This is a genomic window from Brachybacterium zhongshanense, assembly GCF_055385755.1.
Genome location: NZ_AP043790.1, coordinates 981,483 through 1,006,269 on the forward strand (window position 1 = coordinate 981,483; position 24,787 = coordinate 1,006,269).

Annotated in this window: 19 protein-coding genes and 1 tRNA gene; 19 read left to right on the forward strand and 1 reads right to left on the reverse strand. The window is 71.3% G+C overall.

Features of this window, described 5'->3' with window-relative positions:
• Positions 1-6 precede the first annotated feature (6 nt).
• The 3 genes from ACZ5AJ_RS04520 (at position 7) to pabB (ending at position 4,266) form a co-directional block, all read left to right on the forward strand.
• A tRNA-Arg gene (locus ACZ5AJ_RS04520) sits at positions 7-79 on the forward strand.
• Between the two features lie 99 nt (positions 80-178).
• Positions 179-2,311: a hypothetical protein gene (locus ACZ5AJ_RS04525; protein WP_464137460.1), complete on the forward strand. Its 2,133-nt coding sequence runs from the start codon at positions 179-181 to the stop codon at positions 2,309-2,311.
• Entirely contained in the window at positions 2,308-4,266 is a 1,959-nt protein-coding gene (gene pabB / locus ACZ5AJ_RS04530; protein ID WP_464137462.1) for an aminodeoxychorismate synthase component I, read from the forward strand. The genes ACZ5AJ_RS04525 and pabB overlap by 4 nt, the downstream gene beginning before the upstream one ends.
• A gap of 59 nt (positions 4,267-4,325) precedes the next feature.
• Here the strand turns inward: pabB and ACZ5AJ_RS04535 are convergent, their stop codons facing one another.
• Positions 4,326-6,596 carry a bifunctional alpha,alpha-trehalose-phosphate synthase (UDP-forming)/trehalose-phosphatase gene (locus tag ACZ5AJ_RS04535; protein WP_464137464.1) on the reverse strand — a complete coding sequence of 757 codons (2,271 nt, stop codon included), beginning with the start codon at positions 6,594-6,596 and terminating at the stop codon, positions 4,326-4,328.
• A gap of 359 nt (positions 6,597-6,955) precedes the next feature.
• On the opposite strand from ACZ5AJ_RS04535, the gene lysA reads away from it, so the two are divergent.
• From lysA to ACZ5AJ_RS04615, 16 genes are all read left to right on the forward strand, one after another.
• On the forward strand, positions 6,956-8,368 hold the full coding sequence (gene lysA, locus ACZ5AJ_RS04540; RefSeq protein WP_464137466.1) for a diaminopimelate decarboxylase: 1,413 nt from the start codon (positions 6,956-6,958) through the stop codon (positions 8,366-8,368).
• Positions 8,369-8,489: 121 nt separating this feature from the next.
• Positions 8,490-9,863: a homoserine dehydrogenase gene (locus ACZ5AJ_RS04545; protein WP_464137468.1), complete on the forward strand. Its 1,374-nt coding sequence runs from the start codon at positions 8,490-8,492 to the stop codon at positions 9,861-9,863.
• Positions 9,864-9,868: 5 nt separating this feature from the next.
• Positions 9,869-10,927 carry a threonine synthase gene (gene thrC, locus ACZ5AJ_RS04550; protein ID WP_464137470.1) on the forward strand — a complete coding sequence of 353 codons (1,059 nt, stop codon included), beginning with the start codon at positions 9,869-9,871 and terminating at the stop codon, positions 10,925-10,927.
• Positions 10,924-11,838, forward strand: a complete 915-nt coding sequence (thrB, locus tag ACZ5AJ_RS04555) for a homoserine kinase (protein WP_464137471.1) — start codon at positions 10,924-10,926, stop codon at positions 11,836-11,838. The genes thrC and thrB overlap by 4 nt, the downstream gene beginning before the upstream one ends.
• A 312-nt stretch (positions 11,839-12,150) precedes the next feature.
• Positions 12,151-14,262, forward strand: a complete 2,112-nt coding sequence (gene rho / locus ACZ5AJ_RS04560) for a transcription termination factor Rho (RefSeq protein WP_464137473.1) — start codon at positions 12,151-12,153, stop codon at positions 14,260-14,262.
• A 250-nt stretch (positions 14,263-14,512) separates the two neighbouring features.
• Positions 14,513-16,504, forward strand: a complete 1,992-nt coding sequence (locus ACZ5AJ_RS04565) for an aldo/keto reductase (protein WP_464137475.1) — start codon at positions 14,513-14,515, stop codon at positions 16,502-16,504.
• A complete protein-coding gene (locus ACZ5AJ_RS04570) occupies positions 16,501-17,529 on the forward strand; it encodes a LacI family DNA-binding transcriptional regulator (protein ID WP_464137477.1) in 1,029 nt (342 codons plus the stop codon). Before ACZ5AJ_RS04565 ends, ACZ5AJ_RS04570 begins: the two co-directional genes overlap by 4 nt.
• Before the next feature lie 163 nt (positions 17,530-17,692).
• A complete protein-coding gene (gene rpmE, locus ACZ5AJ_RS04575; protein ID WP_464137479.1) occupies positions 17,693-17,905 on the forward strand; it encodes a 50S ribosomal protein L31 in 213 nt (70 codons plus the stop codon).
• Between the two features lie 180 nt (positions 17,906-18,085).
• Positions 18,086-19,198, forward strand: coding sequence for a peptide chain release factor 1 (gene prfA, locus ACZ5AJ_RS04580; RefSeq protein ID WP_464137481.1), 1,113 nt, complete (start codon positions 18,086-18,088; stop codon positions 19,196-19,198).
• A 3-nt stretch (positions 19,199-19,201) separates the two neighbouring features.
• Entirely contained in the window at positions 19,202-20,143 is a 942-nt protein-coding gene (gene prmC, locus ACZ5AJ_RS04585) for a peptide chain release factor N(5)-glutamine methyltransferase (RefSeq protein WP_464137483.1), read from the forward strand.
• Between the two features lie 4 nt (positions 20,144-20,147).
• Positions 20,148-21,140: an L-threonylcarbamoyladenylate synthase gene (locus ACZ5AJ_RS04590; protein ID WP_464137485.1), complete on the forward strand. Its 993-nt coding sequence runs from the start codon at positions 20,148-20,150 to the stop codon at positions 21,138-21,140.
• The gene (locus ACZ5AJ_RS04595) at positions 21,137-22,306 is read left to right on the forward strand and encodes a glycosyltransferase family 4 protein (protein WP_464137488.1); all 1,170 of its coding nucleotides are present in this window, start codon (positions 21,137-21,139) and stop codon (positions 22,304-22,306) included. The genes ACZ5AJ_RS04590 and ACZ5AJ_RS04595 overlap by 4 nt, the downstream gene beginning before the upstream one ends.
• Positions 22,293-22,799: a hypothetical protein gene (locus ACZ5AJ_RS04600; RefSeq protein ID WP_464137491.1), complete on the forward strand. Its 507-nt coding sequence runs from the start codon at positions 22,293-22,295 to the stop codon at positions 22,797-22,799. The genes ACZ5AJ_RS04595 and ACZ5AJ_RS04600 overlap by 14 nt, the downstream gene beginning before the upstream one ends.
• Positions 22,800-23,144: 345 nt before the next feature.
• The gene (gene atpB, locus ACZ5AJ_RS04605; RefSeq protein WP_464137493.1) at positions 23,145-23,933 is read left to right on the forward strand and encodes a F0F1 ATP synthase subunit A; all 789 of its coding nucleotides are present in this window, start codon (positions 23,145-23,147) and stop codon (positions 23,931-23,933) included.
• 76 nt (positions 23,934-24,009) lie between these two features.
• The gene (gene atpE / locus ACZ5AJ_RS04610) at positions 24,010-24,237 is read left to right on the forward strand and encodes an ATP synthase F0 subunit C (protein ID WP_457885743.1); all 228 of its coding nucleotides are present in this window, start codon (positions 24,010-24,012) and stop codon (positions 24,235-24,237) included.
• Positions 24,238-24,247: 10 nt separating this feature from the next.
• Positions 24,248-24,787 carry a F0F1 ATP synthase subunit B gene (locus tag ACZ5AJ_RS04615; protein ID WP_464137497.1) on the forward strand — a complete coding sequence of 180 codons (540 nt, stop codon included), beginning with the start codon at positions 24,248-24,250 and terminating at the stop codon, positions 24,785-24,787.

Sequence of the window (24,787 nt, forward strand, 5' to 3'; positions counted from 1 at the left end):
GAGTCCGCCCGCGTAGCTCAGTGGATAGAGCGTCTGCCTCCGGAGCAGAAGGTCGTAGGTTCGAATCCTGTCGCGGGCACCGCAGATGGCCCATCTCCCGGCTCCGCTGGGCGGTGGGCCATCGTCATCCCGTGCCACAGAGGGGTGCTGCGAGCGGTGCGCGTGGCAGAATCCGGCCGTGACCACGATCAGCGACCTGCAGGCCGTCCGTGCATGGTGGAGGACTCTCGGGAGTCCGGACGACGACGCCGGTGTCCCTCCGGCATCGTCCTCTCCAGCGCCGGATGCCGCCGGCACCGCCTTCCTCGCCCTTCCGCTTCCCACCCGTGCCCGGTACACCCAGGCGGACGGGCACGACGACGCCGCGGAGCTGATCGCCGAGCGAGGGCTGGCTCCGGACACCTCCTACGTCTTCTGGCACTGGCAGCGGCACGAGGTCTTCGACGAGGAGGGGATGCTCACCGCCCCCCTGATCCTGCACTGGGGCGGCGACCACGCCGTGGTGCGTGCCGAGCTCGGCGACGGGCCCGACGGGTTCGAGATCCGGGACGGCGGTCCCGCATCGGGCTTCGCGCTCGACCGGGCGACACGTCGCGACGCCGACGGCCTCCCTGATGCTGAGGATGCCGCGGGCGTGCGCCGGTTCCTCGACGAGCTGGGTGAGCCTCTCGATCGCCGCCGCTGGCACGTCGAGCACAGGCCGTTCACCGCGGCGGAGGAGGCCTGGCTGCTCGAGCGCATCGCGGAGGGCCTCTCCGCGGCACTCGAGGATCCCGCCGCGATCGACGACGCCCGCCTGACGGGTCCGCTCGACGTCCTCTCGCTGCGTGATGCGGTGCCGCTCGACGACGCCCGTGCCCTGCTGGGTCCCTGGCGCGTCCGATACGGCGAGGACCTGGGGGAGTGGCCTGCATGGGCCGCCGTCCTGCGCACCCTCGTGCGCGCTGAGGACCCGGAGGGGGCCGTCCTGGCCCGCGAGCTCGGCGGACGTGCTGCGGACGTCCTCGCCGACGTCGACCGTCCCGCTGTGCTGCCGATCCTGCGAGAGCTGGTCGCCGGGGGAGCGGATGCCGGCGCCTGGCTCGAGGCCGTCTCCCGCGTGGAGGGGATCGATGCGCCAGAGGCGCTGCGGCGGGTCGGCGCCGAGATCCTCCTCGAGGAGTCCGGCCTGCCCGACACGCCGCGGACCTGGGACCAGCTCGGCCGCGCTCTGCTGCGGCTCGAGGTCACCGGGGACGGTGCTCCGGAGGACGGGGCGACGGCCCGAGCTGAGCTGGCCTGGGCGCTGGACGACTCCCTCCCACGCCCGTTCCGATCTCGGGCCGCACGTCGGGTCCGAGTCCTGCGCGGTGCTCTCGAGGCCAGCGCTCCCGACGACGCGTCGCTCGGGGCTGGAGCGGGCGCCGACCTGGGGGAGAGGGTCAAGGAGGAGCTGCAGCGCTTCGACGCGCTGGTCGATGACCTGCTCGCAGGGACGGGACCGGATCTCACCGCCTACTACGGCTCCCTGGTCGAGGTATGGCACCGGTACCGGGTGCTGGACGGCCCCACCACGGCATGGCTGCACGAGCAGGTGGCCGATCCCGCCACGGAGATCCAGGGCCTCGCCTTCTGCCTCGAGCTGCTGGTGTCGCACGGCGAGGGCACCTCGGCTGACGTCGATGCCCTCCGGCGCCGGTGGCGGAAGGAGCTCGCGAAGTCCTATGAGACGACCTATGTTCCCTGGCGCCACCCGATGGTCTCCCTCACCTGTCTCGCGGCGGAGCTCGGCGACCCGCTCGCAGAGACGCTGGACAGATGGTGGGAGAGGACTCCGCCGAAGTGGAAGGGTCCTTCCGCGCTGCTGACCCTGCTCGGGGCCCCCGACGAGGAGGGACGCCGGCGCCTCGAGGAGTTCGTCGCCTCCGGGGAGCACGACACCGGCCAGCTGGCCACCCTCGTCCTGCTGAGCGCCCGTCTGGACGGGCGCCGCCCGGTGGACGTCGTCGACACGATGCTGGCCGACGGCCGCCTGCACGGCCTCCAGGCGGTGGATCTGGCCATCGCGGTCGCGGATCCCTCGCAGCCGCTGTGGCGCTATCACGGGGCCTCGGACGGCTGGGGCGGCTGGCAGCGCCTGGTCCTGCTCGTCGACGAACCCGATCTCTCCCCGGCGCTGCGGGAGCAGGTGCTCCGACGCGCGGAGACGCATCGCGCGATCGCGCAGACCGGCACCCTCCGGGACGTGGCCGCGACGGACCTCGATGCCGCTCGCGCCTGGTTCGCTGAGCGGACGTCCTCGCCGAGCCCGGACCGGGATGCGGCTCCGTGACGCCTTCTCCTGCGAAGGGCGGCCGGCGTCCCGTCGCGCGCTTCGACGATGCCGTCGCCGGCACCAGCATCCAGATCGACGAGGTGGCTCGGACCATCATCGCGCGCACACCCGAGCAGGTCCTGCCGGCGCTGCGCGCTGTCCAGAAGGAGGTCGACGGCGGCTGCTGGGCCGTCGGCATGGTGACCTATGAGGCGGCGGCCGGGCTCGACCCGCACGCCGCCGTGCACGAGGATCCCGACGGGCCGCCGCTGGTGTGGTTCGGGATCAGCGACCGGCCCCCGACGACGGATCCCGTCCCGCCGTCGGCCACCACCCCGCCGTCGGATCCCGGGGCCTATCGCGTCGAGAGCTGGCGTCCCGAGTGGACACCCGCCGAGCACGCTGCGGCCGTCGAACGGGTGCGTGCGGCGATCGCCGAGGGAGAGACCTATCAGGTCAACCTCACCACGCGCCTGCACGGACGGATCGAGGGCGATCTGCTGGCCTGCCATCGGGATCTGATCTCCCGGCAGCGTGCGGCGCACAGCGCCTACCTCGACATCGGGCGGTGGGCATTCCTCAGCGCGAGTCCCGAGCTCTTCGTCGAGCGCGTCGGCGACCAGCTCACAGCTCGCCCCATGAAGGGAACCGCCGCGCGCGGCGAGCGTCCCGCCCGCGACGCCCTCGCCCGAGCGGACCTGCTGGGCAGCGAGAAGGAGCGGGCGGAGAACATCATGATCGTGGACCTGATCCGCAATGACCTCGCCCGCGCCGCGGAGACCGGAAGCGTCGAGGTGCCGCGGCTGCTCGAGGCCGAGCCGTATCCGACCCTGTGGCAGATGACCTCGACCGTGACCGCTCAGGCCGCGGCCGGCACGGGACTGCCCGAGCTGTTCGGTGCACTGTTCCCCTGCGGATCGATCACCGGGGCGCCGAAGATCTCCACGATGCGGCTGATCCGTGACCTCGAGCCCCGCGCGCGCGGCATCTACTGCGGGGCGATCGGCCTGCTCGAGCCGGCACGACGGATCACGGGCCGCGACGGGACCGGGAAGGGCGAGGCGGGCGAAGGGCGGGTCCCTGCGCGCTCGCGCTTCAGCGTCGCGATCCGCACGATCCAGGTCGACCGACGGGACGGTCGTGCCGTGTACGGCGTGGGCAGCGGGATCACCTGGGCCTCCCGTGCGGAGGACGAGTGGCAGGAGCTGCTGACGAAGGCGCGCGTCCTCGACGCGATCGCCGGCGCCGACGGTCCCGGCCGCAGCCCCGGGGCGGGTGCGCCGATTCCGGCCGGGGGGACACCCGGAGCAGGCGCGGACGACGAGCCGTTCGGACTGCTCGAGACGCTCGCCGTCGGCGAGGGCGTCCCTCGGCATCTCGACGAGCACCTGGAGCGGCTGCTGCGCTCAGCCGCCGACCTGCGGATCCCCTGCGATCCGCGCGCGGTGCACGATCTTCTGGAGAGGGCCGCCCGCGCACTCCGCCCGGAGCAGGGAAGACTCCAGCTCCTGCGGCTCCACCTCGCCCTCGACGGGACGCTGTCGCTGCGGAACCGCAGCATCCCCGACACCGGACCCGACGCACCGGCGGTGCGGCTCGCGATCGACACCGTGCCCGTCGATCCACAAGCGCCGGAGGTGCGGCACAAGACCACCGACCGCGCTCATCTGGCGGCGGCGCTCTGCCGGGCCGCCGAGAGCGGACTGGACGTCGACGACGTCGTCCTCGTCGGCCGCGGCGGACGCGTCTGCGAGACCACGATCGCGAGCCTCGTCGTGCGGATCGACGGTGAGCTGTGCACGCCGCCCCTCGAGGACGGCTGCCTTCCCGGCGTCGGCCGACGCCGCGCCCTCGAGAGCGGCACCGTCCGGGAACGACCGATCACTGTCGCAGAGCTTCGCGACGCCGAGGAGATCGCGCTGCTGAGCTCCGTGCGGGGCATGCGTCGGGCGGTCCTCATCGGCACCGGCTGAGGCCGCCGCGGACGATGGTCCGCGGCGACCTCCCGCCGCATCAGCTCTCGCGGCCCGAATCAGCTCTCGCGGCGCAGACGGGCCAGGCGCGTCAGCAGCTCGCGCACCTCGTCGGTCCCCGCGATCCGGTGACCGGCGGCGGTGTCCCCCTCGCCGACCTTGATGCCGAGGTCCCCGTCCTCCAGTCGTGCGAAGACGGTCTCGTCGGTGACGTCATCGCCGAGATAGAGCCAGGCGTCGGCGGCCCCGGCTCGGGCGAGCGCCTCGATCGCGATGCCCTTGGAGGCGTCGACGACGGAGAACTCCACGACCTCCTTGCCAGGGGTGACGGTGACGTCCGGCAGCGACAGCGCGTACTCGAGCGCGGCCTCGGTCGCATTGGTCGCGCCGCGCCCCTTGGCGTTCCGGGTGTGGAGCACGGCGGCGGCGGGCTTGGTCTCGACCTCGGTGCCGGGATACTCGCTCGCGAGGCGGCGCAGTCGACGTGTGATCGCCGCCAGCAGCTGCTCCTTCTGCGGGGTCATGGTCAGAGCTGCGGAGTCCAGCACGTCGGCGTGCATCCACGGCGGCAGCGCCCCGACCTCCGCACCATGGCTTCCCACCAGCACGACCGAGCTGGGCATGCGGGTGTGCGAGTCGAGGTCTGCGAGCGAGCGCCCCGAGACGAGGGCGACGGCGACGCCCTGCATCTCGGCGAGCTCCCGCAGCGCTCCCAGCGCCGTGGGATCGGGCTGCACCGCGTCACGATCGGCGACGATCGGCGCGAGCACGCCGTCGAAGTCGCTCGCCACCAGGATCCGGGGGACCCGGGCGAACGCCTCGAGCTCCGCATCGAGCTCCTCGGACGGTCGGGCATCGGAACCGCTGAGGCGCACCCGGGGCCGCTCGTCGACCGGAGCGCCGATGGCCTCGAGCTCCTCGAGGAAGGAGTGGGCCCAGGCCTGCACGTCATGGTCCATGACCTGTCGGCGCAGCGAGGTCATCGCCTCCTCCTGCTCGTCCTCCGGCATGTTCAGCGCCCGCAGGATCGAGGACTTCAGCTCGTCGATGTCGTGAGGGTTCACGAGGACTGCGGCGCGCAGCTCGTCGGCCGCGCCGGCGAACTCCGAGAGCACCAGCACGCCCTGGAGATCCGGCCGTGAGGCGACGTACTCCTTGGCGACCAGGTTCATGCCGTCCCGGAGTGCCGTCACGAGGACCACGTCCGCCGCCATGTACAGAGCGGTCATGTCGCGACGGTCGAAGGAGCGGTGCAGGTAGGAGACGGCGGGGCGACCGATCGGTGCGTGATCGCCGTTGATCCGCCCCACGGTCAGCTCGACCTCGTCCCGCAGCTGCCGATAGGCGTCCACCCGTTCCCTCGAGGGTGTGGCGACCTGCACCATCACCACTTCGTGCGGGTCGATCGAGCCGTCGTTGAGCAGCTCGCCCCAGGCCTTCAGGCGGTGGCGGATGCCCTTGGTGTAGTCCAGGCGGTCCACGCCGAGCACGATCCGTCTCGGCTCACCGAGGTCCTTGCGCAGCTGCTCGGCGCGGGCGCGGACATCGGGGTCCTCGGTGAGCGCCGAGACGGCGGCGGTGTCGATCGAGATGGGGAAGGTGCGGGCCTGGACCTCTCGGCGGGGCGCGTTGCCGAGGCCGGGGACGGTGATCGTCTGACCGTCGACCTGGTAGCCGAGCAGCTTGCGCACGGCGGCCGCGAAGTTCTGGGCGTCGCTCTCGCGCTGGAAGCCGACGAGGTCGGCGCCCAGCAGGCCCCGGAGGATCTGATTGCGCTTGGGCAGCTGCGAGAACAGCTCGACCGGCGGGAAGGGGATGTGGTTGAAGAAGCCGATCCGGACGTCGGCCCGGGCGCCGCGGATCATCTGCGGCACGAGCTGCAGCTGGTAGTCGTGGACCCACACGATGCCCGAGGGTCCGGTGACGGCTGCCGCGGTGCGGGCGAACCGACGGTTCGCCTGGACATAGTGATCCCACCAGGTGCGATGGAACTCCGGGTCGACGATCACATCGTGATAGAGGGGCCACAGCGATCCGTTGGAGAAGCCCTCGTAGTACTTCTCCACGTCTTTGCGGGAGAGCTCCACGGGGTACAGCTGCATCCCGTCGGCCTCGAAGGGGGCGGGGGCGTCGCCGGCGCTCCCGTGCCAGCCCACCCAGGCTCCTGAGTCGACGGTGCGCATGACCGACTCCATCGCGGTGACCAGACCGCCGGGACTGGTCACCCATTCGGTCGCGCCGTCTGGCAGGGTGCGCGACCCCACCGGCAGACGGTTGGCGACCACGACGAGCTCATGATCGGCGACAGGTTGCAGGACGGGCTTGGGCACGGCGACTCCTGAGGTTCATGCGGACGACGGGGGAGAGCCCCGTCACAGGGATCACGGTACCAAGGCGCTGCAGCTCGCTCCGAGCCCCGTCCGAGCCGCCCGATGCCGCCTGCTCGAGGGCTGAGCTGGGCGGACGTGCCCAGCGGCGCGTCATCGCGATAGTGTTCGACGGTCTGCGCCCGCCACGGGACGGACGCGCCGACGAGCGGACCGGCCACCCGCGTAGCGTCCTGCACCGCCGCTCATCACCGGCCCCACCGCAGCACCGGCCCGGCACCGCGCCGTGCAGCCATCCGCATCATCCGCATCACCCGCCCCGATCCCGTCGGATCCGAGCGACGACCTCTCCAGGAGCAGCCATGCGCGCCCACGAAGCCGGAGCCCTCCACGGCAACGATGCCGCCCCCACGTGGCTCCCGTATCCCACCGACGTCAACATGCTGATCCCCGGCCTGTGGTCGGAGACCTCCCACCGCGGGGCCGACGGGGCCGTCGAGGTCGGCGGCGTGGACGTGCGCCGGATCGCCGAGGAGGTCGGGACGCCCGCCTTCGTGCTCGACGAGGACGACTTCCGTGCGCGGGCCCGACGGTTCCGCGACGCCTTCGCACGCGGATTCGCCCCGCACGCCGGCGCGAGCGTGTACTACGCGGGCAAGGCGTTCCTGTGCGGTGCGGTCGCGCGCTGGGTCGACGAGGAGGGCCTGGGGCTCGACGTGTGCAGCGGCGGTGAGCTCGCGGTCGCGCTGCGCGCCGGCTTCCCCGCGGAGCGCATCGCCCTCCACGGCAACAACAAGTCCGATGCCGAGATCTCCCGTGCGCTCGAGGCGGGGGTCGGTCGCGTCGTGGTCGACTCGCTGCCGGAGATCGATCAGGTCGCCGAGATCGCCCGTCGGCTCGGCCTCGTCGCCCCGGTCATGCTGCGCGTGACCACCGGTGTGGAGGCTCACACCCATGAGTTCATCGCGACCGCCCACGAGGACCAGAAGTTCGGCCTCTCGATCACCTCCGGGGATGCGCTCGAGGGCATCCGCCGCGTGCTGCCGCGCGAGGAGCTCGCCCTCATCGGACTGCACTCCCACATCGGCTCGCAGATCTTCGACGTCGGCGGCTTCGAGGTCGCAGCACGGCGCGTGCTCGACCTCGTCGCGCAGGTGCGCGACGAGCTGTCCCACACGATCGACCATCTCGATCTCGGCGGCGGCTTCGGCGTCATGTACAACACGCAGCACACGCCCTCGACGCCCGAGGCGCTGGCCGACGGCATCGCGGGGATCGTCGAGAAGCAGTGCCATGAGCTCGAGCTCGAGGTCCCTCACGTCGCCTTCGAGCCGGGACGTGCGATCGCCGGGCCCTCCACGCAGACCCTCTACACCGTCGGCACCGTGAAGGACGTGCGCCTGGGCGGTCCCCACCACCGGGTGTACGTCTCGGTCGACGGCGGCATGAGCGACAACATCCGCACCGCCCTCTATGACGCGGACTACTCCTGCGTGCTCTCCGGGCGCGTGTCCGATGCCGCGCCCGAGGTGGTGCGCGTGGTGGGGAAGCACTGCGAGAGCGGTGACATCGTCGTCAAGGACGAGTACCTTCCCGCGGACGTGCGGCGCGGCGACCTGGTCTCGGTGCCCGTCACCGGCGCCTACTGCTACTCGCTGGCCTCCAACTACAACCATGTTCCGCGGCCTCCGGTCGTCGCGGTCAAGGACGGGGAGATCCGGGTGGTGGTCCGTCGCGAGACCGAGGACGACCTGCTCGGACTCGACGTCGGCTGACCCCGAGCGGATGCTCCGTCCCATTCATTCACACTCGGACTCACGCGACCGGTCCGCTCGGATACAGTTCCGGGAGCCGCTCCGGCCAGACGTTGGATACCGCGGAAGGACGACACCACCCATGTCCCAGTCCCAGCCCGGCAGCTCCGCTGCCTCCTCGGCCGACGCCGCCGCGCCCCCTGCGCTGCGGGTCGCCGTGCTCGGTGCCGGCACCGTCGGCTCCGAGGTGCTCCGCCTCATCGACGAGCAGGGCGACGATCTCGCGCATCGCATCGGCGCCCGGCTCGAGGTGACAGGCGTGGCCGTGCGCGAGCTCGGCCGGGACCGCGGCCCCCACGTCCCCCGCGAGCTGCTGACGGAGGACGCCTCTGCGCTCGTCCGCGACGCCGATCTCGTGGTCGAGGTCATGGGAGGCATCGAACCGGCCCGCACCCTGCTCCTCGACGCGATGGAGCACGGGGCGAGCGTCGTGACCGCCAACAAGGCGCTGCTCGCCCAGGACGGGGCGGCCCTCTACGAGGCGGCCGACGCCCACGGCGTCGATCTGCACTTCGAGGCCGCCGTCGCGGGAGCGATCCCTCTCGTGCGCCCGGTGCGGGAGTCCCTCGCCGGGGATCGCATCCAGCGCGTGCTCGGCATCGTCAACGGCACCACCAACTACATCCTCGACGCGATGACGCGCACGGGAGCGGACTTCGCCTCCGCCCTGTCCTCGGCGCAGGAGCTCGGCTATGCGGAGGCAGATCCGACGGCCGACGTGCAGGGCCACGATGCAGCGGCCAAGGCCTCGATCCTCGCCTCCCTCGCCTTCCACACCCGCGTGCGCCTCTCGGACGTGCACTGCGAGGGCATCACGGAGGTCTCCGCCCAGGACATCGCAGCCGCGAGCCGCATGGGCCGCACCATCAAGCTGCTCTCGATCGTCGAGCGCGTGGACGACGGCGAGCAGGAGCGCATCTCCGCCCGCGTCTACCCTGCGCTGATCCCGGACACGCATCCGCTGGCCGCCGTCTCCGAGGCGTACAACGCGGTCTTCATCGAGGCCGACGCCGCAGGCTCCCTCATGTTCTACGGGCAGGGAGCCGGCGGGGCCCCCACGGCCTCGGCGGTCCTCGGAGACCTCGTCTCGGCGGCCCGGCACCGGGTCGGCGGGGGAGTGGGCCCGAGGGAGTCCAGCTACGCCGAGCTCGAGATGATCCCGGTCGACGACCTGCGCAGCGCCTTCTACGTCTCGCTCACGGTCCAGGACCGTCCGGGGGTGCTCGCCGAGATCGCCGGCACTCTCTCGGGCCATGGCATCTCCATCTCCACCATCCACCAGGAGCTCCTCGAGGGCTCCTCGGAGGACCCCTCCGCCGACGGCCATCCGCTGGCCCATATCGGCATCACCACCCACAAGGCCGTCGAATCTGCGATGACCGCCTCGCTGGACGTCTTCTCCTCGACGTCCACGGTGCTCGGCATCGACTCGGTTCTGCGCATCGAAGGAGAATGACCCGCATGGCGCATCAGTGGCGCGGCGTGCTCGCCGAATACAGCGAGCACCTGCCGTTCAGCTCGTCGGCCACCCTGCTCACCCTGGGCGAGGGCGGCACCCCTCTGGTCCCCGCCCCGGCGCTCTCGCGCGCCGTCGGCGCGGACGTCCACATCAAGGTCGAGGGCCAGAACCCGACCGGCTCCTTCAAGGACCGAGGCATGGTCTCGGCCATGACGAAGGCCTTCAACGACGGAGCGAGGACCGTCGTGTGCGCCTCCACCGGCAACACCTCCGCCTCCGCCGCCGCGTACGCCGCGGTGGCGGGGATGACCTGCGTGGTCCTCCTGCCCGAAGGGAAGATCGCTGCCGGGAAGCTCGCCCAGGCCGTCGTCCACGGGGCGAAGCTCGTGCAGGTGAAGGGCAACTTCGACGACTGCCTCGAGATCGCTCGGAAGCTGCACGCCGAGCATCCGGTCGAGCTCGTGAACTCCGTCAACCCCTACCGCCTGCAGGGGCAGAAGACCGGTGCCTTCGAGATCTGCGACGCTCTCGGGAAGGCCCCCGACCTGCACCTCCTGCCGGTCGGGAACGCCGGGAACATCTCCGCGTACTGGATGGGGTACACGGAGTACCGGGACAAGGGGATCACCTCGTCGGTGCCGCGGATGTGGGGCTTCCAGGCCGCCGGCGCCGCCCCGTTCGTCGCCGGCCGCCCGATCGCCGATCCGGAGACGGTCGCCACGGCGATCCGCATCGGCGCCCCCGCCTCCTGGGACCTGGCCTCCGCGGCTCGCGACGAGTCCGGCGGCATCATCGACGCCGTCAGCGACGAGCAGATCCTCGCCGCGCAGAGCCTGCTGGCCTCCGACGTCGGCATCTTCGTCGAGCCCGCTTCCGCCGCCGGTGCGGCCGGACTGCTGCAGCAGTCCGAGCGGGGAGAGGTCCCTGCCGGCGCGACCATCGCGATCACCGTGACGGGAAACGGCCTCAAGGACATCGACACCGCGCTGTCGCAGCGCGATCTCACCCCCACGGTCATCCCCGTCGACATCGCCGCCGCGGTCGACGCCATCGGGCTGTGAGGATCGAGCACGCCCGGGCGCGGGTGCACGTCCCCGCGACCTCGGCGAACCTCGGCCCCGGCTTCGACGCCCTGGGGCTGGCGCTGGACCTCTGCGACGACCTCGAGATCGAGGCGACCACCGGTGGGCTCGAGATCATCGCCGAGGGCGAAGGGGCGGACAGCGTTCCGCAGGACGAGAGCCATCTGGTGGTCCGAGCGGTGCGGCGCGGACTCGATCATGCGGGGGCGCCGCAGGTGGGCATGCGTCTGCATGCCGTGAACCGGATCCCCCATGGGCGGGGCATGGGGTCGAGCGCCGCCGCGACGGTCGCCGGGCTGCTGCTCGCCCGTGGACTGATCTCGGATCCCGAGGCCCTCGATGACGACACGATCCTGCAGCTCGCCTCGGAGTTCGAGGGGCACCCGGACAACGCCGCGCCCGCTCTGCTGGGCGGGATCACCCTGGCCTGGATGGAGGGCGGTCGCGCACGGGCGGTGTCCCTGCATCATCGGGCCGACGCGCTGCGGCCCCTCGTGCTGCTGCCGACCTCGACGCTGTCCACGGACCATGCCCGCACCCTGCTGCCCGCGAAGGTCCCGCATGCGGACGCGGCGTTCAACGCGGCCCGGGCCGCCCTCCTCGTCCACGCGCTGTCCGATGAGCCGGGTCTGCTGCTGGAGGCGACCGAGGACCGCCTCCATCAGGAGCAGCGGGCGCCGGGGATGCCCCAGAGCGTGGAGCTGGTGCGCGTGCTGCGCAGCGAGGGCTTCCCCGCGGTGATCTCGGGCGCGGGCCCCTCGGTGCTGGTCCTCGACGGCTCTCGCTCGCAGATCTCGCCGCTGGTGCGCAGGGTCGTGGACGATCCGTCGGGCTGGCGTGTCGCGGAGGTCCCGCTGCGCGAGGACGGCGCCCGCTGTGTGGTAGGTTGACCCTGCGTCCAGACGGCATCGACCGCGGGCGGGTGCTTCTTGATCGCACCCCGCTCCCGATGCAATCGGCTGATCCGCGTCCCGCATGGTCCCTGCGCTCCGCGCATGTCGAGGCCTGCAGGCCCTTGCTCCGGCGCCGACGCAACCCAAGAACCACCCCGGCAGGCGAGCCTGCGGTGCCCCATGCATCGTCGGCTGCGCTCCTGCACGGATGAGCCCCGGCTGCGCACGGGCGATAACGCCACCTCGACGCGCCTCGGCCACCGCCCCAGTACAGGACCGGCATGACCGGTCCGACAGGAAGGACACCGGGTGAACGACTCCACCCCCACCTCCGGCGCCGGCAGCGACCTCGCGTCGAAGAAGCTCACCGAGCTCCAGGGCATCGCCGCCTCCCTCGGCATCAAGGGCGCCCGTCGGCTCCGCAAGAGCGAGCTGATCGCCGCCATCGACGGGGGATCGGCACCCTCGGCTCCGTCTGTCTCCGCCGCCCCCGCGGAGAAGCGCTCGTCGGGCGGACGCACCGCACAGAAGTCCTCGGAGGCCCCGTCGGCGCAGGAGCGGCCGGACCAGAAGTCCGGGTCCGTCGAGAAGTCCGGGTCCGCCGAGAAGGGTGAGCCCGCGCAGAAGGCCGCAAGGTCCGCGGCGAAGGCCGACGAGCCCGTCGAGAGGACCGGGCGTCACGAGCAGCAGGCCGACGAAGCCGGCGAGGACGGCTCGTCGTCGGCCTCCGGGCGCGGCCGCAGCCGGTCCCGTGGCCGATCCGGTGGACGCGAGAACCGCGAGAACCGCGAGAACGGAGCGCCTGCGCTCGAGATCGACCTCCCTGATCGCTCTGCGCCTTCGGATGGTGCCGAGAACGAGGGCCGAGGTGACCGTCGTCCCCGCGAGGGCACCCGCGGTGAGCAGGGCGAGAACCGCGGTGACCAGCGCACGGAGCGGGAGAGCCGCGGCGAACGTGGAGACCGCGGCGATCGTGCTGATCGCGACGGGCGCGGCGGTCAGCGCCGCCCCGCCCGCATCGAGGACATCGAGCTGCCGGACCGCTCGGGAGAGCCCGACGACGATCGTCGCCAGGGAGGCCGCAACGGGGATGACGACGATCGTCGGGGCCGTTCCCGCAGCCGCAACCGCTCTCGCGATCGCAAGCGCCGCGGGCGCGGCGGACAGGACCAGGGGCAGCAGGGCGGCCAGGCCGAGGACACCGAGGTTCGCGAGGGCGAGGAGCTCGTGACTGTCGCGGGCATCCTGGACGTGCGCGACAACAACGCCTACGTCCGCACCACCGGATATCTCCCCGGCCCGAGCGACGTGCACGTGAGCATGAACCAGGTGCGCAAGCACGGCCTGCGCAAGGGCGATGCGATCACGGGCCAGGTGAAGGCTCCCCGCGACGGTGAGGAGCAGGCCTTCGAGCAGCAGCAGTACTCGGGCGGCCGCAATCGCCGAGGGAAGGGTCATCAGGGTAAGTTCGCGGCCCTCGTGCAGGTCGACACGATCAACGGCATGACCCCGGAGCGTGCGCGGCAGCGCGTGGACTTCGGCAAGCTGACGCCGCTGTACCCGGATTCGCGGCTCCGCCTGGAGACCGCCGGCAACAGCGTCTCGCAGCGCGTGATCGACCTGGTCTCGCCGATCGGCAAGGGCCAGCGCGGTCTGATCGTCGCGCCGCCCAAGGCCGGCAAGACGATCATCATGCAGCAGATCGCCAACGCGATCACCGCCAACAACCCCGAGGTCCACCTCATGGTCGTGCTCGTCGACGAGCGCCCCGAGGAGGTCACCGACATGCAGCGCACGGTCAAGGGCGAGGTCATCGCCTCGACCTTCGACCGCCCCGCCTCCGACCACACGATCGTGGCGGAGCTCGCGATCGAGCGGGCCAAGCGCCTGGTCGAGATGGGTCGCGACGTGGTCGTGCTGCTGGACTCGCTCACCCGCCTCTCGCGCGCCTACAACCTGGCCGCTCCCGCGTCCGGGCGCATCCTCTCGGGCGGTGTCGACGCATCGGCGCTGTACCCGCCCAAGCGGTTCTTCGGCGCCGCGCGCAACATCGAGCACGGCGGCTCGCTGACGATCCTCGCCTCGGCGCTGGTGGAGACCGGCTCCAAGATGGACGAGGTCATCTTCGAGGAGTTCAAGGGCACCGGCAACATGGAGCTGCGCCTCTCGCGCAACCTGGCCGACAAGCGCATCTTCCCGGCCGTGGACGTCAACGCCTCCGGCACGCGTCGCGAGGAGGAGCTGATGAGCAAGGAGGAGCTGGCCATCATGTGGAAGCTCCGCCGCGTGCTCGGCTCGCTCGAGCAGCAGCAGGCTCTGGAGATGCTCCTGGAGCGGATCAAGAAGACCCAGTCGAATGCCGAGTTCCTGATGACGGTCCAGAAGAACACGCCGAGCGTGGGGCAGCGCACGAACGACTGAGCGCATCGCGCAGAGGCTCTCGCGAGAGGCCTCCGCCGACGGGGCGCCTCCCTCCGGGGAGGCGCCCCGTCGGCGCTCCCGCGCTCAGGTGCCGGCGCGCGTGCCGACGCATCCGATCCCGGCGCCCTCCGATCACGGATTCGATGCGGGTCAGGCGTTGCCCTCGGGCCGGGACGGAGGTAGCGTCGGACATGGCGTGAACGTTCACTCCGCCAGCTGAGCATCCCGTACTCCCGACAGTGAGGTCTCCATGAGCACCCGTCTGCGCTGGGCCGTCCTCGGTCCCGGCGGCATCGCCCGCCGCTTCGCCACCCAGCTGCCCCGCTCCGAGCACGGAGTCCTCGTGGGCGCCGGCAGCCGCGACCCGGAGCGCGCCCGCGCCTTCGCCGAGGAGTTCGACCTGGGCGCGGACGCCGTCGTCGGCACCTACGAGGAGGTGCTCGCGTCCGACGCCGTCGATGCGGTGTACGTCTCCGTCGTCCACACCGGGCATGCGCGTCTCGCGATCGCCGCTCTCGAGGCGGGCAAGCATGTGCTGTGCGAGAAGCCGCTCGCGGTGAACCACGGCACCGCCATGGCGATGGCGGACGCCGCCCGACGCACCGGCGGGACGCTGCTGGAGGCGTTCATGTACCGCTTCCACCCGCAGACCGTCGCGGTCCTCGAGATGGTCGCCGACGGCACGATCGGGGAGCTCGTCCACATCGACGCATCGTTCTCCTTCGACACGGGGCGTCGGGAGGGTCGTCTGTTCGACCCGGCCGTCGCCGGCGGCGGGATCCTCGACGTCGGCTGCTACCCGCTGTCCTTCGCCCGGCTCGTCGCCGGGGCGGCCGCGGGCACCGACGTCCAGGAGCCGACGTCGCTCGTCGGACGCGGCACCCTCGGCCCCACGGGGGTCGACGAATGGGCCACCGCCCAGCTCGTCTTCCCCGGCGGGGCGACCGCCTCCCTCCGCACCGGAGTCCGCCTCGACGATCCCCAGTCCGCGACCATCACCGGCACCCGGGGGACGATCAGGCTGTCGGAGCCCTGGGCGCTCTCCGCGTCGCAGAGCATCGTGGTCGACGTCGTCGGCGAGCAGCGCCGGGAGGTCCGGTTCGACGGTGCGCATCCCTATGCGCTCGAGGCCGATGCCCTCGCCCGAGCCGCCGGGAGCGGCGACGTGCCCGGCTGGGATCTCGAGGCGAGCCTCGGCCAGGCGAAGCTGCTGGACTCCTGGCGCGACCAGATCGGCCTGCGGTTCGCCTTCGAGGCCGACGACGCCCGCATCCCCGTCGTCTCCGGTGCTCCGCTCCGCGTCTCCGAGGATGCGCCGATGACCTATGGCGAGATCGCCGGGGTCGGAAAACGCATCTCCCGCCTCGTGATGGGCTGCGACAACCAGCCGGACCTCGCCCACGCCTCGGCACTGTTCGACGCGTTCTTCGAGGCCGGCGGGACGGCCTTCGACACCGCCTACATCTACGGCGGCGGGCATCACGAAGAGCTGCTCGGGCAGTGGGTGGCCAATCGCGGCATCCGCGAGGACGTCGTGGTGATCACCAAGGGCGCGCACACTCCGCACTGCGATCCCGAGTCCATCACCCGACAGCTGCTCGAGTCGCTCGAGCGTCAGCAGACCGACTACGCGGACCTCTACATGATGCATCGGGACGATCCCGATGTCCCCGTCGGCGAGTTCGTGGACGTCCTGGACGAGCACGTGCGTGCCGGCCGCATCCGCGCCTTCGGAGGCTCCAACTGGACCCCGGAGCGCATCGACGAGGCCGACGCCTATGCGCGCGAGCACGGCAAGCACGGGTTCAGCCTGTTCAGCGACCACTTCGGGCTCGCAGAGGCGGTCGACGTGCCCTGGAGGGGGTGCGTCCACGTCACGGATCCCTCTTCCAAGAGCTGGCTCGAGGAGCGCCGGCTCCCGCTGTTCCCGTGGTCCTCGCAGGCTCGCGGCTTCTTCGCAGGGAGGGCGCACCCCGAGGATCGCTCCGACGAGGAGCTCGTGCGCTGCTTCTACACCGATGACAATTTCGAGCGCCTCGATCGCGCTCGGGAGCTCGCGGCGGAGTTCGGCGTGCCTCCCACAGCGATCGCGCTCGCCTATGTGCTCGCCCAGCCGTTCCCGACCTTCCCCCTGTTCGGGCCTCGGTCGATCGCCGAGATGCGCTCATCGATGCGGGGCCTGGCGGTGGAGCTGACCCCGGAGCATGTCGCCTGGCTCGATCTGCGAGGAGCACGGCCATGAGCGACGCGGGCATCGCCCGCGGATCCGGAGGCGCCGGATCCGCGAGGGCCGGGGGCGGCGGTGCGCGACCGCGACGCGCGACCATCATCGACGTCGCCGCAGCGGCCGGCGTCTCGCGGCAGACGGTGAGCCGTGCCGTGAACGATCTGCCCGGCATCAGCGCCGAGACCAGGGAGAAGGTGCTCGCAGCGGCGGAGGAGCTCAACTACCGCCCGTCCCGCTCCGGTCGCGGACTGGTCTCGGCGGAGCCGCCGGCGCTCGGTCTGCTGGTCGACGACCTCGCCAACGCCTTCTTCCCGGAGATCGCGCGGGCCGTGGTCCGGGAGGCCGCTCCGAGGGGCTGGAACGTGGTGCTCGCTGAGACCGGAGGCGCGGACGATCCTCAGTCCGTCGCTCTGGACCTCGCACGCCGCTGCGATGCTCTCCTCGGCTACGGACTGCCCGCGGCGACCGGAGCGGACCTTCCCGGCCGGATGCCTCTGGTGCGCCTGGATGCCCCCGCCGACCACGACGCGGCGGGCGTGCGGTTCGACGATGCCGAAGCGCTGTCGGCACTGGCCGACCGGCTCGCCGGCCGTGGCGCGCGGCGTCTCGCGCTCCTGGACGCATCCGCGCAGGAGACGCCGCGCGCCACGCGCCTGAACCTCTCTCTCGCGGAGCTCGGCCTCGAGGTGACTGTCGTGCCGGGCACCGCCGACGGGATCGGGGCGCAGGTCTCCCGCGCGCTCGAGGACGGCGCGGACGTGCTCATGGGATGGAACGACGCCCACGCGCTCGCGGTCCTCAAGGTGCTGCGCGCCCTCGACGTGCAGGTGCCGGAGCAGGTGCGGGTGGTCGGCATCGACGGGCTGAGCATCGGCACGCTGGTGCACCCCGAGCTCACGACGCTCGGCGTGGACCTCGCAGAGGCCGCCCGGGAGGCCGTCGATCTCGTCGACGGCATCTTCGCCGGACGCATTCCTCATCAGGGTCCGCTCGCGCGACGCACCGTCGCCTATCGGCTGATGGGGAGGGAGTCCGCCTGACGACGGGACGTCGAGCCGGCGTCCCAGGGGGAGAGGGTCGTGTAGCGCACGCCGCACCCGTCGCACCTCGCCTCAGGAGGTGCGGCGTGGCAGAATGGTGCGTCGGTTCTGGTTCACGGCACCCGCCGGGCGCCGACCCAGCGACTCGAGCAAGGAGAGAGCGATGAAGGCCGACATCCACCCCGACTACGTCGTCACCGAGGTGTCCTGCACCTGCGGGAACACGTTCACCACCCGCAGCACCAAGAAGGACGGCGTGATCCGCGCCGAGGTGTGCTCCGCGTGCCACCCCTTCTACACCGGCAAGCAGAAGATCCTCGACACCGGCGGCCGCGTGGCCCGCTTCGAGGCTCGCTACGGCAAGAAGAAGGCCTGACCTCGTCTTCCGACGCCGGTGCGCACCCCCGGGTGCGCACCGGCGTCGTCGTGTCCGCCCATTCGGCGGGTGCGATGCGGCCGCGCGGGGCGCGGCCGGTGCGATCGGCCCGATCCGGGGCCGGTCCGATTCGGTGGACTGCAGACCAGCAGGGCTGAGCACAGGGAGACGGGGAGTGCGATGACCTCCGAGAGCGAGGACAGGCTCGCGCCGCTGCGCGCGGAGCACTCCCGCCTGGAGCGGGAGATGGCCGATCCGTCCCTCCACGCCGATGCGGCGCGCGCCCGTGCCGTCGGACGGCGGTATGCCGAGCTCGAGGCCGTGGTCGCGGTCGCGGATCGGCTCGCCGCCGCCAGGGAGGACCTCGCCGCGGCGGTCGAGCTCGGTCGGGACGACCCCGAGATCGCCGCTGAGGCCGAGCAGCTGCGCAGCGATGTCGAGTCCCTCTCCGAGCGTCTCGACGACCTGCTCGCACCGCGCGACCCCGACGACGGACGGGACGTGATCCTCGAGATCAAGGCCGGAGCCGGGGGAGAGGAGTCCGCCCTGTTCGCCGCCGAGCTGCTGCGGATGTACCGCTCCTATGCCGAGCAGAAGGGATGGTCCTTCCAGCTCCTGGACTCCTCGGAGTCCGAGCTCGGGGGGCTGCGGGACGTCACCGCCGCGATCTCCGCCCGCACCGCCTCCTCCGCTTCCGACGGCGTTTTCGCGCATCTCAAGCACGAGGCGGGTGTGCATCGCGTCCAGCGGGTGCCGGTCACGGAGTCCCAGGGCCGCATCCACACCTCGGCTGTCGGCGTCCTGGTCCTTCCCGAGGCGGATGAGGCCGACGAGGAGGAGCTGCTCGCGGAGGAGATGGCGCCCGCGAATCTCCGCATCGACGTCTACCGCTCGAGCGGTCCGGGAGGCCAGAGCGTGAACACGACGGACTCAGCGGTCCGCGTGACGCATGTTCCCACCGGGATCGTCGCCTCCTGCCAGGACGAGAAGAGCCAGCTGCGCAATCGCGAGCAGGCGATGCGCATCCTCCGCACCCGGCTGCTGGACGTCCGTCGGCAGGAGCAGGATGCGCAGGCGTCCGCGACGCGCAGGGCGCAGGTGCGCACCGTCGACCGCTCCGAGCGGATCCGCACCTACAACTTCCCGGAGGCCCGAGTCGCCGACCATCGCACCGGGTACAAGGCCAACAACCTTCCTCAGGTGCTCGCCGGGGATCTCGAGCCGCTGGTCGCATCGGCCCGTGCGGCTGAGCGCGAAGCCCGCCTGGCGGCGGCCGCACAGGGGGAGAGCTGAGAGATGACCGCAGCACCGTCGGCCCCCCGCGCGCCTGAGGATCCCCGTTCGCGTCTGCGTGCTGCTCTGGCGGCCACCACCCAGCGGCTGGGTGCCGCCGGCGTGCCGTCCTCGAGCGTCGACGCGCGGGCGCTGATCGCTGAGGCCGTCGGCACCGATCGCCCGCTGGTCCTCCTGGATGCCCTCCCCGACGACTTCGACGATCGGCTCGAGGCGCTCGTCGCCCGTCGCGAGGCGAGGGAGCCCCTGCAGCTCATCCTCGGTCGCGCGCCCTTCCGGGGACTGATGCTGGCGGTGCATCCTGGAGTGTTCATCCCGCGTCCTGAGACCGAGCTCGCCATCGACCTCATGCAGCAGGAGGCGCCGACCACGCCGACGACGGTGGTCGACCTGTGCACGGGCTCCGGGGCGCTGGCCGCCGCCGCTCTCGACGAGCTGCCCGATGCGCGCGTGCTCGCGGTCGAGGTCGACGGCGAGGCCGTGCGGCTGGCGCGCCGGAACATCGAGGCCGTGGACGCCTCCCGCGGACGCGTCGTGCAGGCGGACCTCATGGACCGGGACGTGCTGGCGCGGTTGGAGCGGGAGGGCGGGGTCGGTCCGGCCGGTGCCGATGCCGTCCTCGCGAACCCGCCCTACGTCCCGCCCGATGCGATCCCGCGCGACCTCGAGGTCCGGGAGCACGATCCCGAGAGGGCGCTCTACGGCGGCGGACCGGACGGCATGGAGGTGCCGCGGCGCGTCATCGAGCTCGCGGCCGGCCTGCTCCGACCGGGCGGCGTGCTCGTGATGGAGCATGCCGACGTGCAGGGCCGTGCCGCACGTGAGGCCGCCCTCGACATGGGCGGGTTCGTCGCCGTCCGCACCGCCCGGGACCTCACCGGGCGCGACCGATTCCTCGTCGCCCTCCGCGACACAGGATCCGACACCCCGGAAGTGAGAGACTGACCCGGTGAGCGTGCACGACACCCAGAACCCTGACACCCGCGAGGATGCTCTGCAGTCGGCCGTCGACGCCGTCCGCGACGGCAGGCTGATCGTCCTGCCGACGGACACCGTCTACGGCATCGGCGCCGACGCCTTCGCCCCGGAGGCCGTCCAGGCGCTGCTCGACGCCAAGGGTCGGGGGCGCGACACTCCGCCGCCGGTGCTCGTGGGCGACCATGCGGTGCTGCTCGCCCTGGCCGTGGACGTCCCCGAGTACGTCGAGCGTCTGGCCGACGAGTTCTGGCCCGGTGCGCTCACCCTGATCCTCACCGCTCAGCCCTCGCTGACCTGGGACCTGGGGGAGACGCGGGGAACGGTCGCGCTGCGCATGCCTGAGGACGACATCGCCCTCGAGCTCCTGCGCCGCACCGGTCCGCTCGCGGTCTCCAGCGCGAACCGGCATGGAAAGCCTGCGGCGCTGAGCGTCCTGGACGCGGCGACCCAGCTGGGCGACAGCGTCGAGGTGTACCTCGACGGGGGACCGGCCCGGATCGGCACCAGCTCCACGATCATCGACACGACCGTCGTCCCCGCCGAGATCGTGCGGGAGGGGGCACTCAGCCGTGAGGAGATCGTCGCCGCCGTCGGGGACATCTTCACCGCACCCGAACCCGAGCCGTCCCCCGACTCCGAGAGCTCTGCCGACGACGGGACCGCCGCCGTGGCCTCGGACGATGAGCAGGTCGCCGAGGAGGGGGCCGAGGCGGCGGGCAGTGCCGAGGCAACAGGCGGCAGCGACGACGGCGCGGGATCCCCGAGCGAGGGGCCTGATGCTGACGGCATCGCCCCGGCGCTGGACCTCCCGGCCGAGCCAGTACCGGGAGTCGCGGCCGAGGTCGAGGCACCGCCGTCCGCCGCCGATGCGGAGCAGCCCGCTCCCGGGACGGAGCCGACGGATGGGGGAGCGCCGGCAGAGGCGGACGGCGCCGACGACTCCTCCCGCCCAGCAGACGGGTGAGGGTCTACCTCTTCGTCCTGCTGGTCGCAGCAGCAGTGACCTACCTGACCACCCCCGCGGTCAGGCTCCTGGCACGTCGTGCGGGGGCGATGACTGCTGTCCGAGAGCGCGACGTCCACGATGCCGTGACACCGCGCTGGGGCGGTCTGGCGATGTTCGCCGGCGTCGCGGCCGCGATGCTGATCGCCTCGAACGTCCCCTTCCTCCAACCGGTCTTCCGCGACAACGCGCAGCCCTGGGCGATCCTCGGGGCGGCAGGCCTGGTGTGCCTGCTCGGAGCCGCCGACGACAAGTGGGACCTTGACTGGGTGACGAAGCTCGCCGGCCAGGTGCTCGCGGCCCTGCTCATGGCGTGGAAGGGAGTGCAGCTGGTCACGCTCCCGATCGGGGGAGTGACCCTGCTGTCCGCGCACACCGCGCTGATCCTCACAGTGCTGGTGGTGGTCGTGAGCATGAACGCCGTCAACTTCGTCGACGGGCTCGACGGCCTGGCCGCCGGCGTCATGGCCATCGGCGGAGCGGCCTTCTTCTTCTACGCGTACACGCTCACCCGCAGCGCATCGGCATCGGACTACTCCTCGCTGGCGGCCCTGCTGACTGCGCTGCTCATCGGCGCCTGCCTCGGCTTCCTTCCGCACAACATGCACCGGGCCCGGATATTCATGGGTGACACCGGATCGATGCTGCTGGGTCTGCTGCTGGCCGCGAGCACCATCGCCGTCACCGGGCAGGTCGATCCTGCGAGGCTCTCGGGTGCCGACTTCTTCGGCCAGTTCCTCCCGATCCTCCTCCCGATCGGGGTCATGATCATCCCGTTCCTCGACTTCGGACTGGCGGTCGTGAGACGGATCGGCTCCGGCAGGTCGCCGTTCCACGCGGACAAGGCGCATCTGCACCACCGCCTGCTGCGGCTGGGACACTCCAAGCGCACCGCCGTGCTCATCATGTACTTCTGGACGGTCGTGATCTGCGTAGGCCTGCTGCTGCCGCTCGTCCTGCCGATACGTCCCGTGCTGATCTTCTGGGCGAGCGGTCTGGCTGTCGCCATCCTGCTGACCCTCGACCCGCTCACCCGCATGCGTCGCCGGCGCGGCCGACGACCCCACCTCCACGAACGCCCCACGCCGGACCCCGAGCACACCGAGGACAGCGATGCCCGAGCATGACAACCCCGATCTCCCGGACGACGCACGGCGTGAGGCTCCGTCGGAGCCCACGGACGCCGACATCGCCCGGGCGCGCGCCCGCAACGACCGCATGATGCTGCGCGCCCTGCTGCTCGCCGTCGCCGTCGGGATCGTGATCGACCTGGTGGTGATCGCCGTCGCCTGGTTCGCCGGGGACGATGGCGCGCTGGCCGGTGCGCTGGTGGGCTCCGGGCTCGCGCTCATCGTGACACTGCCCACTCTCGGCGGTGCACTCCTGTCGCGCTCACTGCCTCCGATGGCGTGGGCGACAGTGCTGATGGGCAGCTGGATGGTCAAGATGTTCGTGCTGATCATCGCACTTCTTCTGCTGCGGGATGCCGAATGGATGGCCCGAGGGTGGCTCGGGATCGCCCTTCTGGCCGGAGCGATCGCGGCAGCGTTCTCGGAGGCCGTCCAGATGGTCCGCAGCAGGCCTCGTCTGGAGGTGGGCGGGCCGGGCCCGCGAGGCTGATGCTCTGATATGCTCCCCGTGTCCTCGCACGACCGGGACGAATGTCTGCATGGTTCCTGATCCCCTGCTCCTCGACGAGACGGATGCGGGTCCGGAGCCTCAGGCCCCTGGCCATCGCGGTTGCGCTCCCTTCCCCCGGGGGGCGGAGCTCCGGCCATCGTGCGGAGCACACCGGAAAACCCACCGGCTGCTGCACGGACGCTGCACGACCATCCAGGCTGACGTGACCCGGGACGGCCGGGCTGGGACCACCATGCGCCCGGTCTGCAGAGCCCCGAGGGAGCAGCGGCCCGGACAACGCCACGACGACCACGGGAGATCGCGCTGAACACCTCCGACGCCACTGTGAGCCTCCTCGCCGAAGGTGACTCGTTCTTCCATGTGCCGAGCATCGCGGAGTTCTTCCCGGATGCGATCCTCTTCGGAGGCACCTGGTTCGAGTTCAACCGGGTCCAGCTCGTCCGCCTCATCGTGATCGCCGTCGTGCTGACGGCGACCTGCATCATCGCCTCCCGCGCCAAGATCGTCCCGGGTCGCGTGCAGAGCATCGTCGAGCTGCTGATGGAGTTCGTGAACAACACGGTCATCCAGAACACGCTGGGCCTGCGCGAGGGCAGGAAGTTCGCCCCGATGCTCATCACGATGTTCTTCTTCATCTTCGCGATGAATCTCGCCGGGGTCGTCCCCGGCCTCAACCTGGCCGGCACCTCGGTGATCGGCATGCCTCTGCTGCTGGCGCTGTGGACGTTCGGCACCTACGTGTTCTTCGGCGTGAAGAAGCACGGGCTGGGCGGGTACCTCAAGCACGAGACCATGCCCCCCGGCGTCCCGAAGCCGATCTACCTGCTGCTCGTCCCGATCGAGTTCCTGCAGGTCGCTCTGATCCGCTGGGCATCGCTGACCATCCGACTGCTGGCCAACATGGTCGCCGGCCACATCATGCTGGTCGTCTTCGTCGGCATGACCCAGGCGCTGCTCTTCTCGGGCTCGGCCCTGATCGCGCTCGCACCGTTCTCCGGTGCGCTGGCGATCGGCATCTACGGCTTCGAGATCTTCGTCGCCGCGCTGCAGGCCTTCATCTTCACGATGCTCTCCGCCGTCTACATCCAGATGGCGACCTCGGACGAGCACTGATCGTCCGACCCCTCTCGTTCCCCTCCGCCCCTGATTCTTGCCGTCCGACCGGTCGGCACAACCGAAAGGAAACCCTGTGGACACCACGCTCCTCGCCGCTCTCGAAGGCAATGTCGCGGCTATCGGCTACGGTCTCGCAGCGATCGGCCCCGGCATCGGCATCGGCATCATCGTCGGCAAGACCGCCGAGGCGATGGCCCGCCAGCCCGAGCTCCGCGGCCAGCTGCAGACCACGATGTTCATCGGTATCGCCTTCACCGAGATCCTGACGCTGCTCGCCATCGTCACCGGCTTCATCTTCTGAGGCATCCCTGATGATTCAGGCTGAAGACACCGTACCGGGGTACAAGCTCCTCATCCCCGAGGTTCCGGAGATCGTCTGGACGTTCATCTTCCTCGTCATCTTCATCGCCATCTTCACCATGTTCGTCCTCCCGCGGCTGAACGCCGTGCTGGACGAGCGCTCGGAGAAGATCCAGGGCGGCATCAAGAAGGCTGAAGAAGTCCAGCAGCAGGCTGACAAGCTCAAGGATCAGCAGGAGCAGGAGCTGGTCGCCGCTCGGCAGGAGGCCGCCGCGATCCGCGAGCAGGCTCGTCACGACGGCGCCCGGATCGTCGAGGAGGCCAAGGCGCGTGCCGAGGCCGAGAGCGAGCGCATCCTCGCCGCCGGACGTCAGCAGCTGTCTGCGGAGCGCACCAGCGCCGCCGCCGAGCTCCGCGGCGAGGTGGGCACGCTCGCCAGCGACCTGGCCTCGAAGATCGTCGGCGAGTCCCTCTCCGACGACGAGCGCTCCCGCCGCGTGATCGACCGGTTCCTGGACGACCTCGAGTCCGCCCAGTCCGCGACCCGATAA

Excerpts from the sequence above, each read along its gene's own strand:
- lysA (WP_464137466.1), top strand. The coding sequence starts at position 6,956 with ATGCGCGCCCACGAAGCCGGAGCCCTCCACGGCAACGATGCCGCCCCC.
- ACZ5AJ_RS04545 (WP_464137468.1), top strand. The coding sequence starts at position 8,490 with ATGTCCCAGTCCCAGCCCGGCAGCTCCGCTGCCTCCTCGGCCGACGCC.
- thrC (WP_464137470.1), top strand. The coding sequence starts at position 9,869 with ATGGCGCATCAGTGGCGCGGCGTGCTCGCCGAATACAGCGAGCACCTG.
- ACZ5AJ_RS04565 (WP_464137475.1), top strand. The coding sequence starts at position 14,513 with ATGAGCACCCGTCTGCGCTGGGCCGTCCTCGGTCCCGGCGGCATCGCC.
- ACZ5AJ_RS04570 (WP_464137477.1), top strand. The coding sequence starts at position 16,501 with ATGAGCGACGCGGGCATCGCCCGCGGATCCGGAGGCGCCGGATCCGCG.
- rpmE (WP_464137479.1), top strand. The coding sequence starts at position 17,693 with ATGAAGGCCGACATCCACCCCGACTACGTCGTCACCGAGGTGTCCTGC.
- prfA (WP_464137481.1), top strand. The coding sequence starts at position 18,086 with ATGACCTCCGAGAGCGAGGACAGGCTCGCGCCGCTGCGCGCGGAGCAC.
- prmC (WP_464137483.1), top strand. The coding sequence starts at position 19,202 with ATGACCGCAGCACCGTCGGCCCCCCGCGCGCCTGAGGATCCCCGTTCG.
- ACZ5AJ_RS04600 (WP_464137491.1), top strand. The coding sequence starts at position 22,293 with ATGCCCGAGCATGACAACCCCGATCTCCCGGACGACGCACGGCGTGAG.
- ACZ5AJ_RS04615 (WP_464137497.1), top strand. The coding sequence starts at position 24,248 with ATGATTCAGGCTGAAGACACCGTACCGGGGTACAAGCTCCTCATCCCC.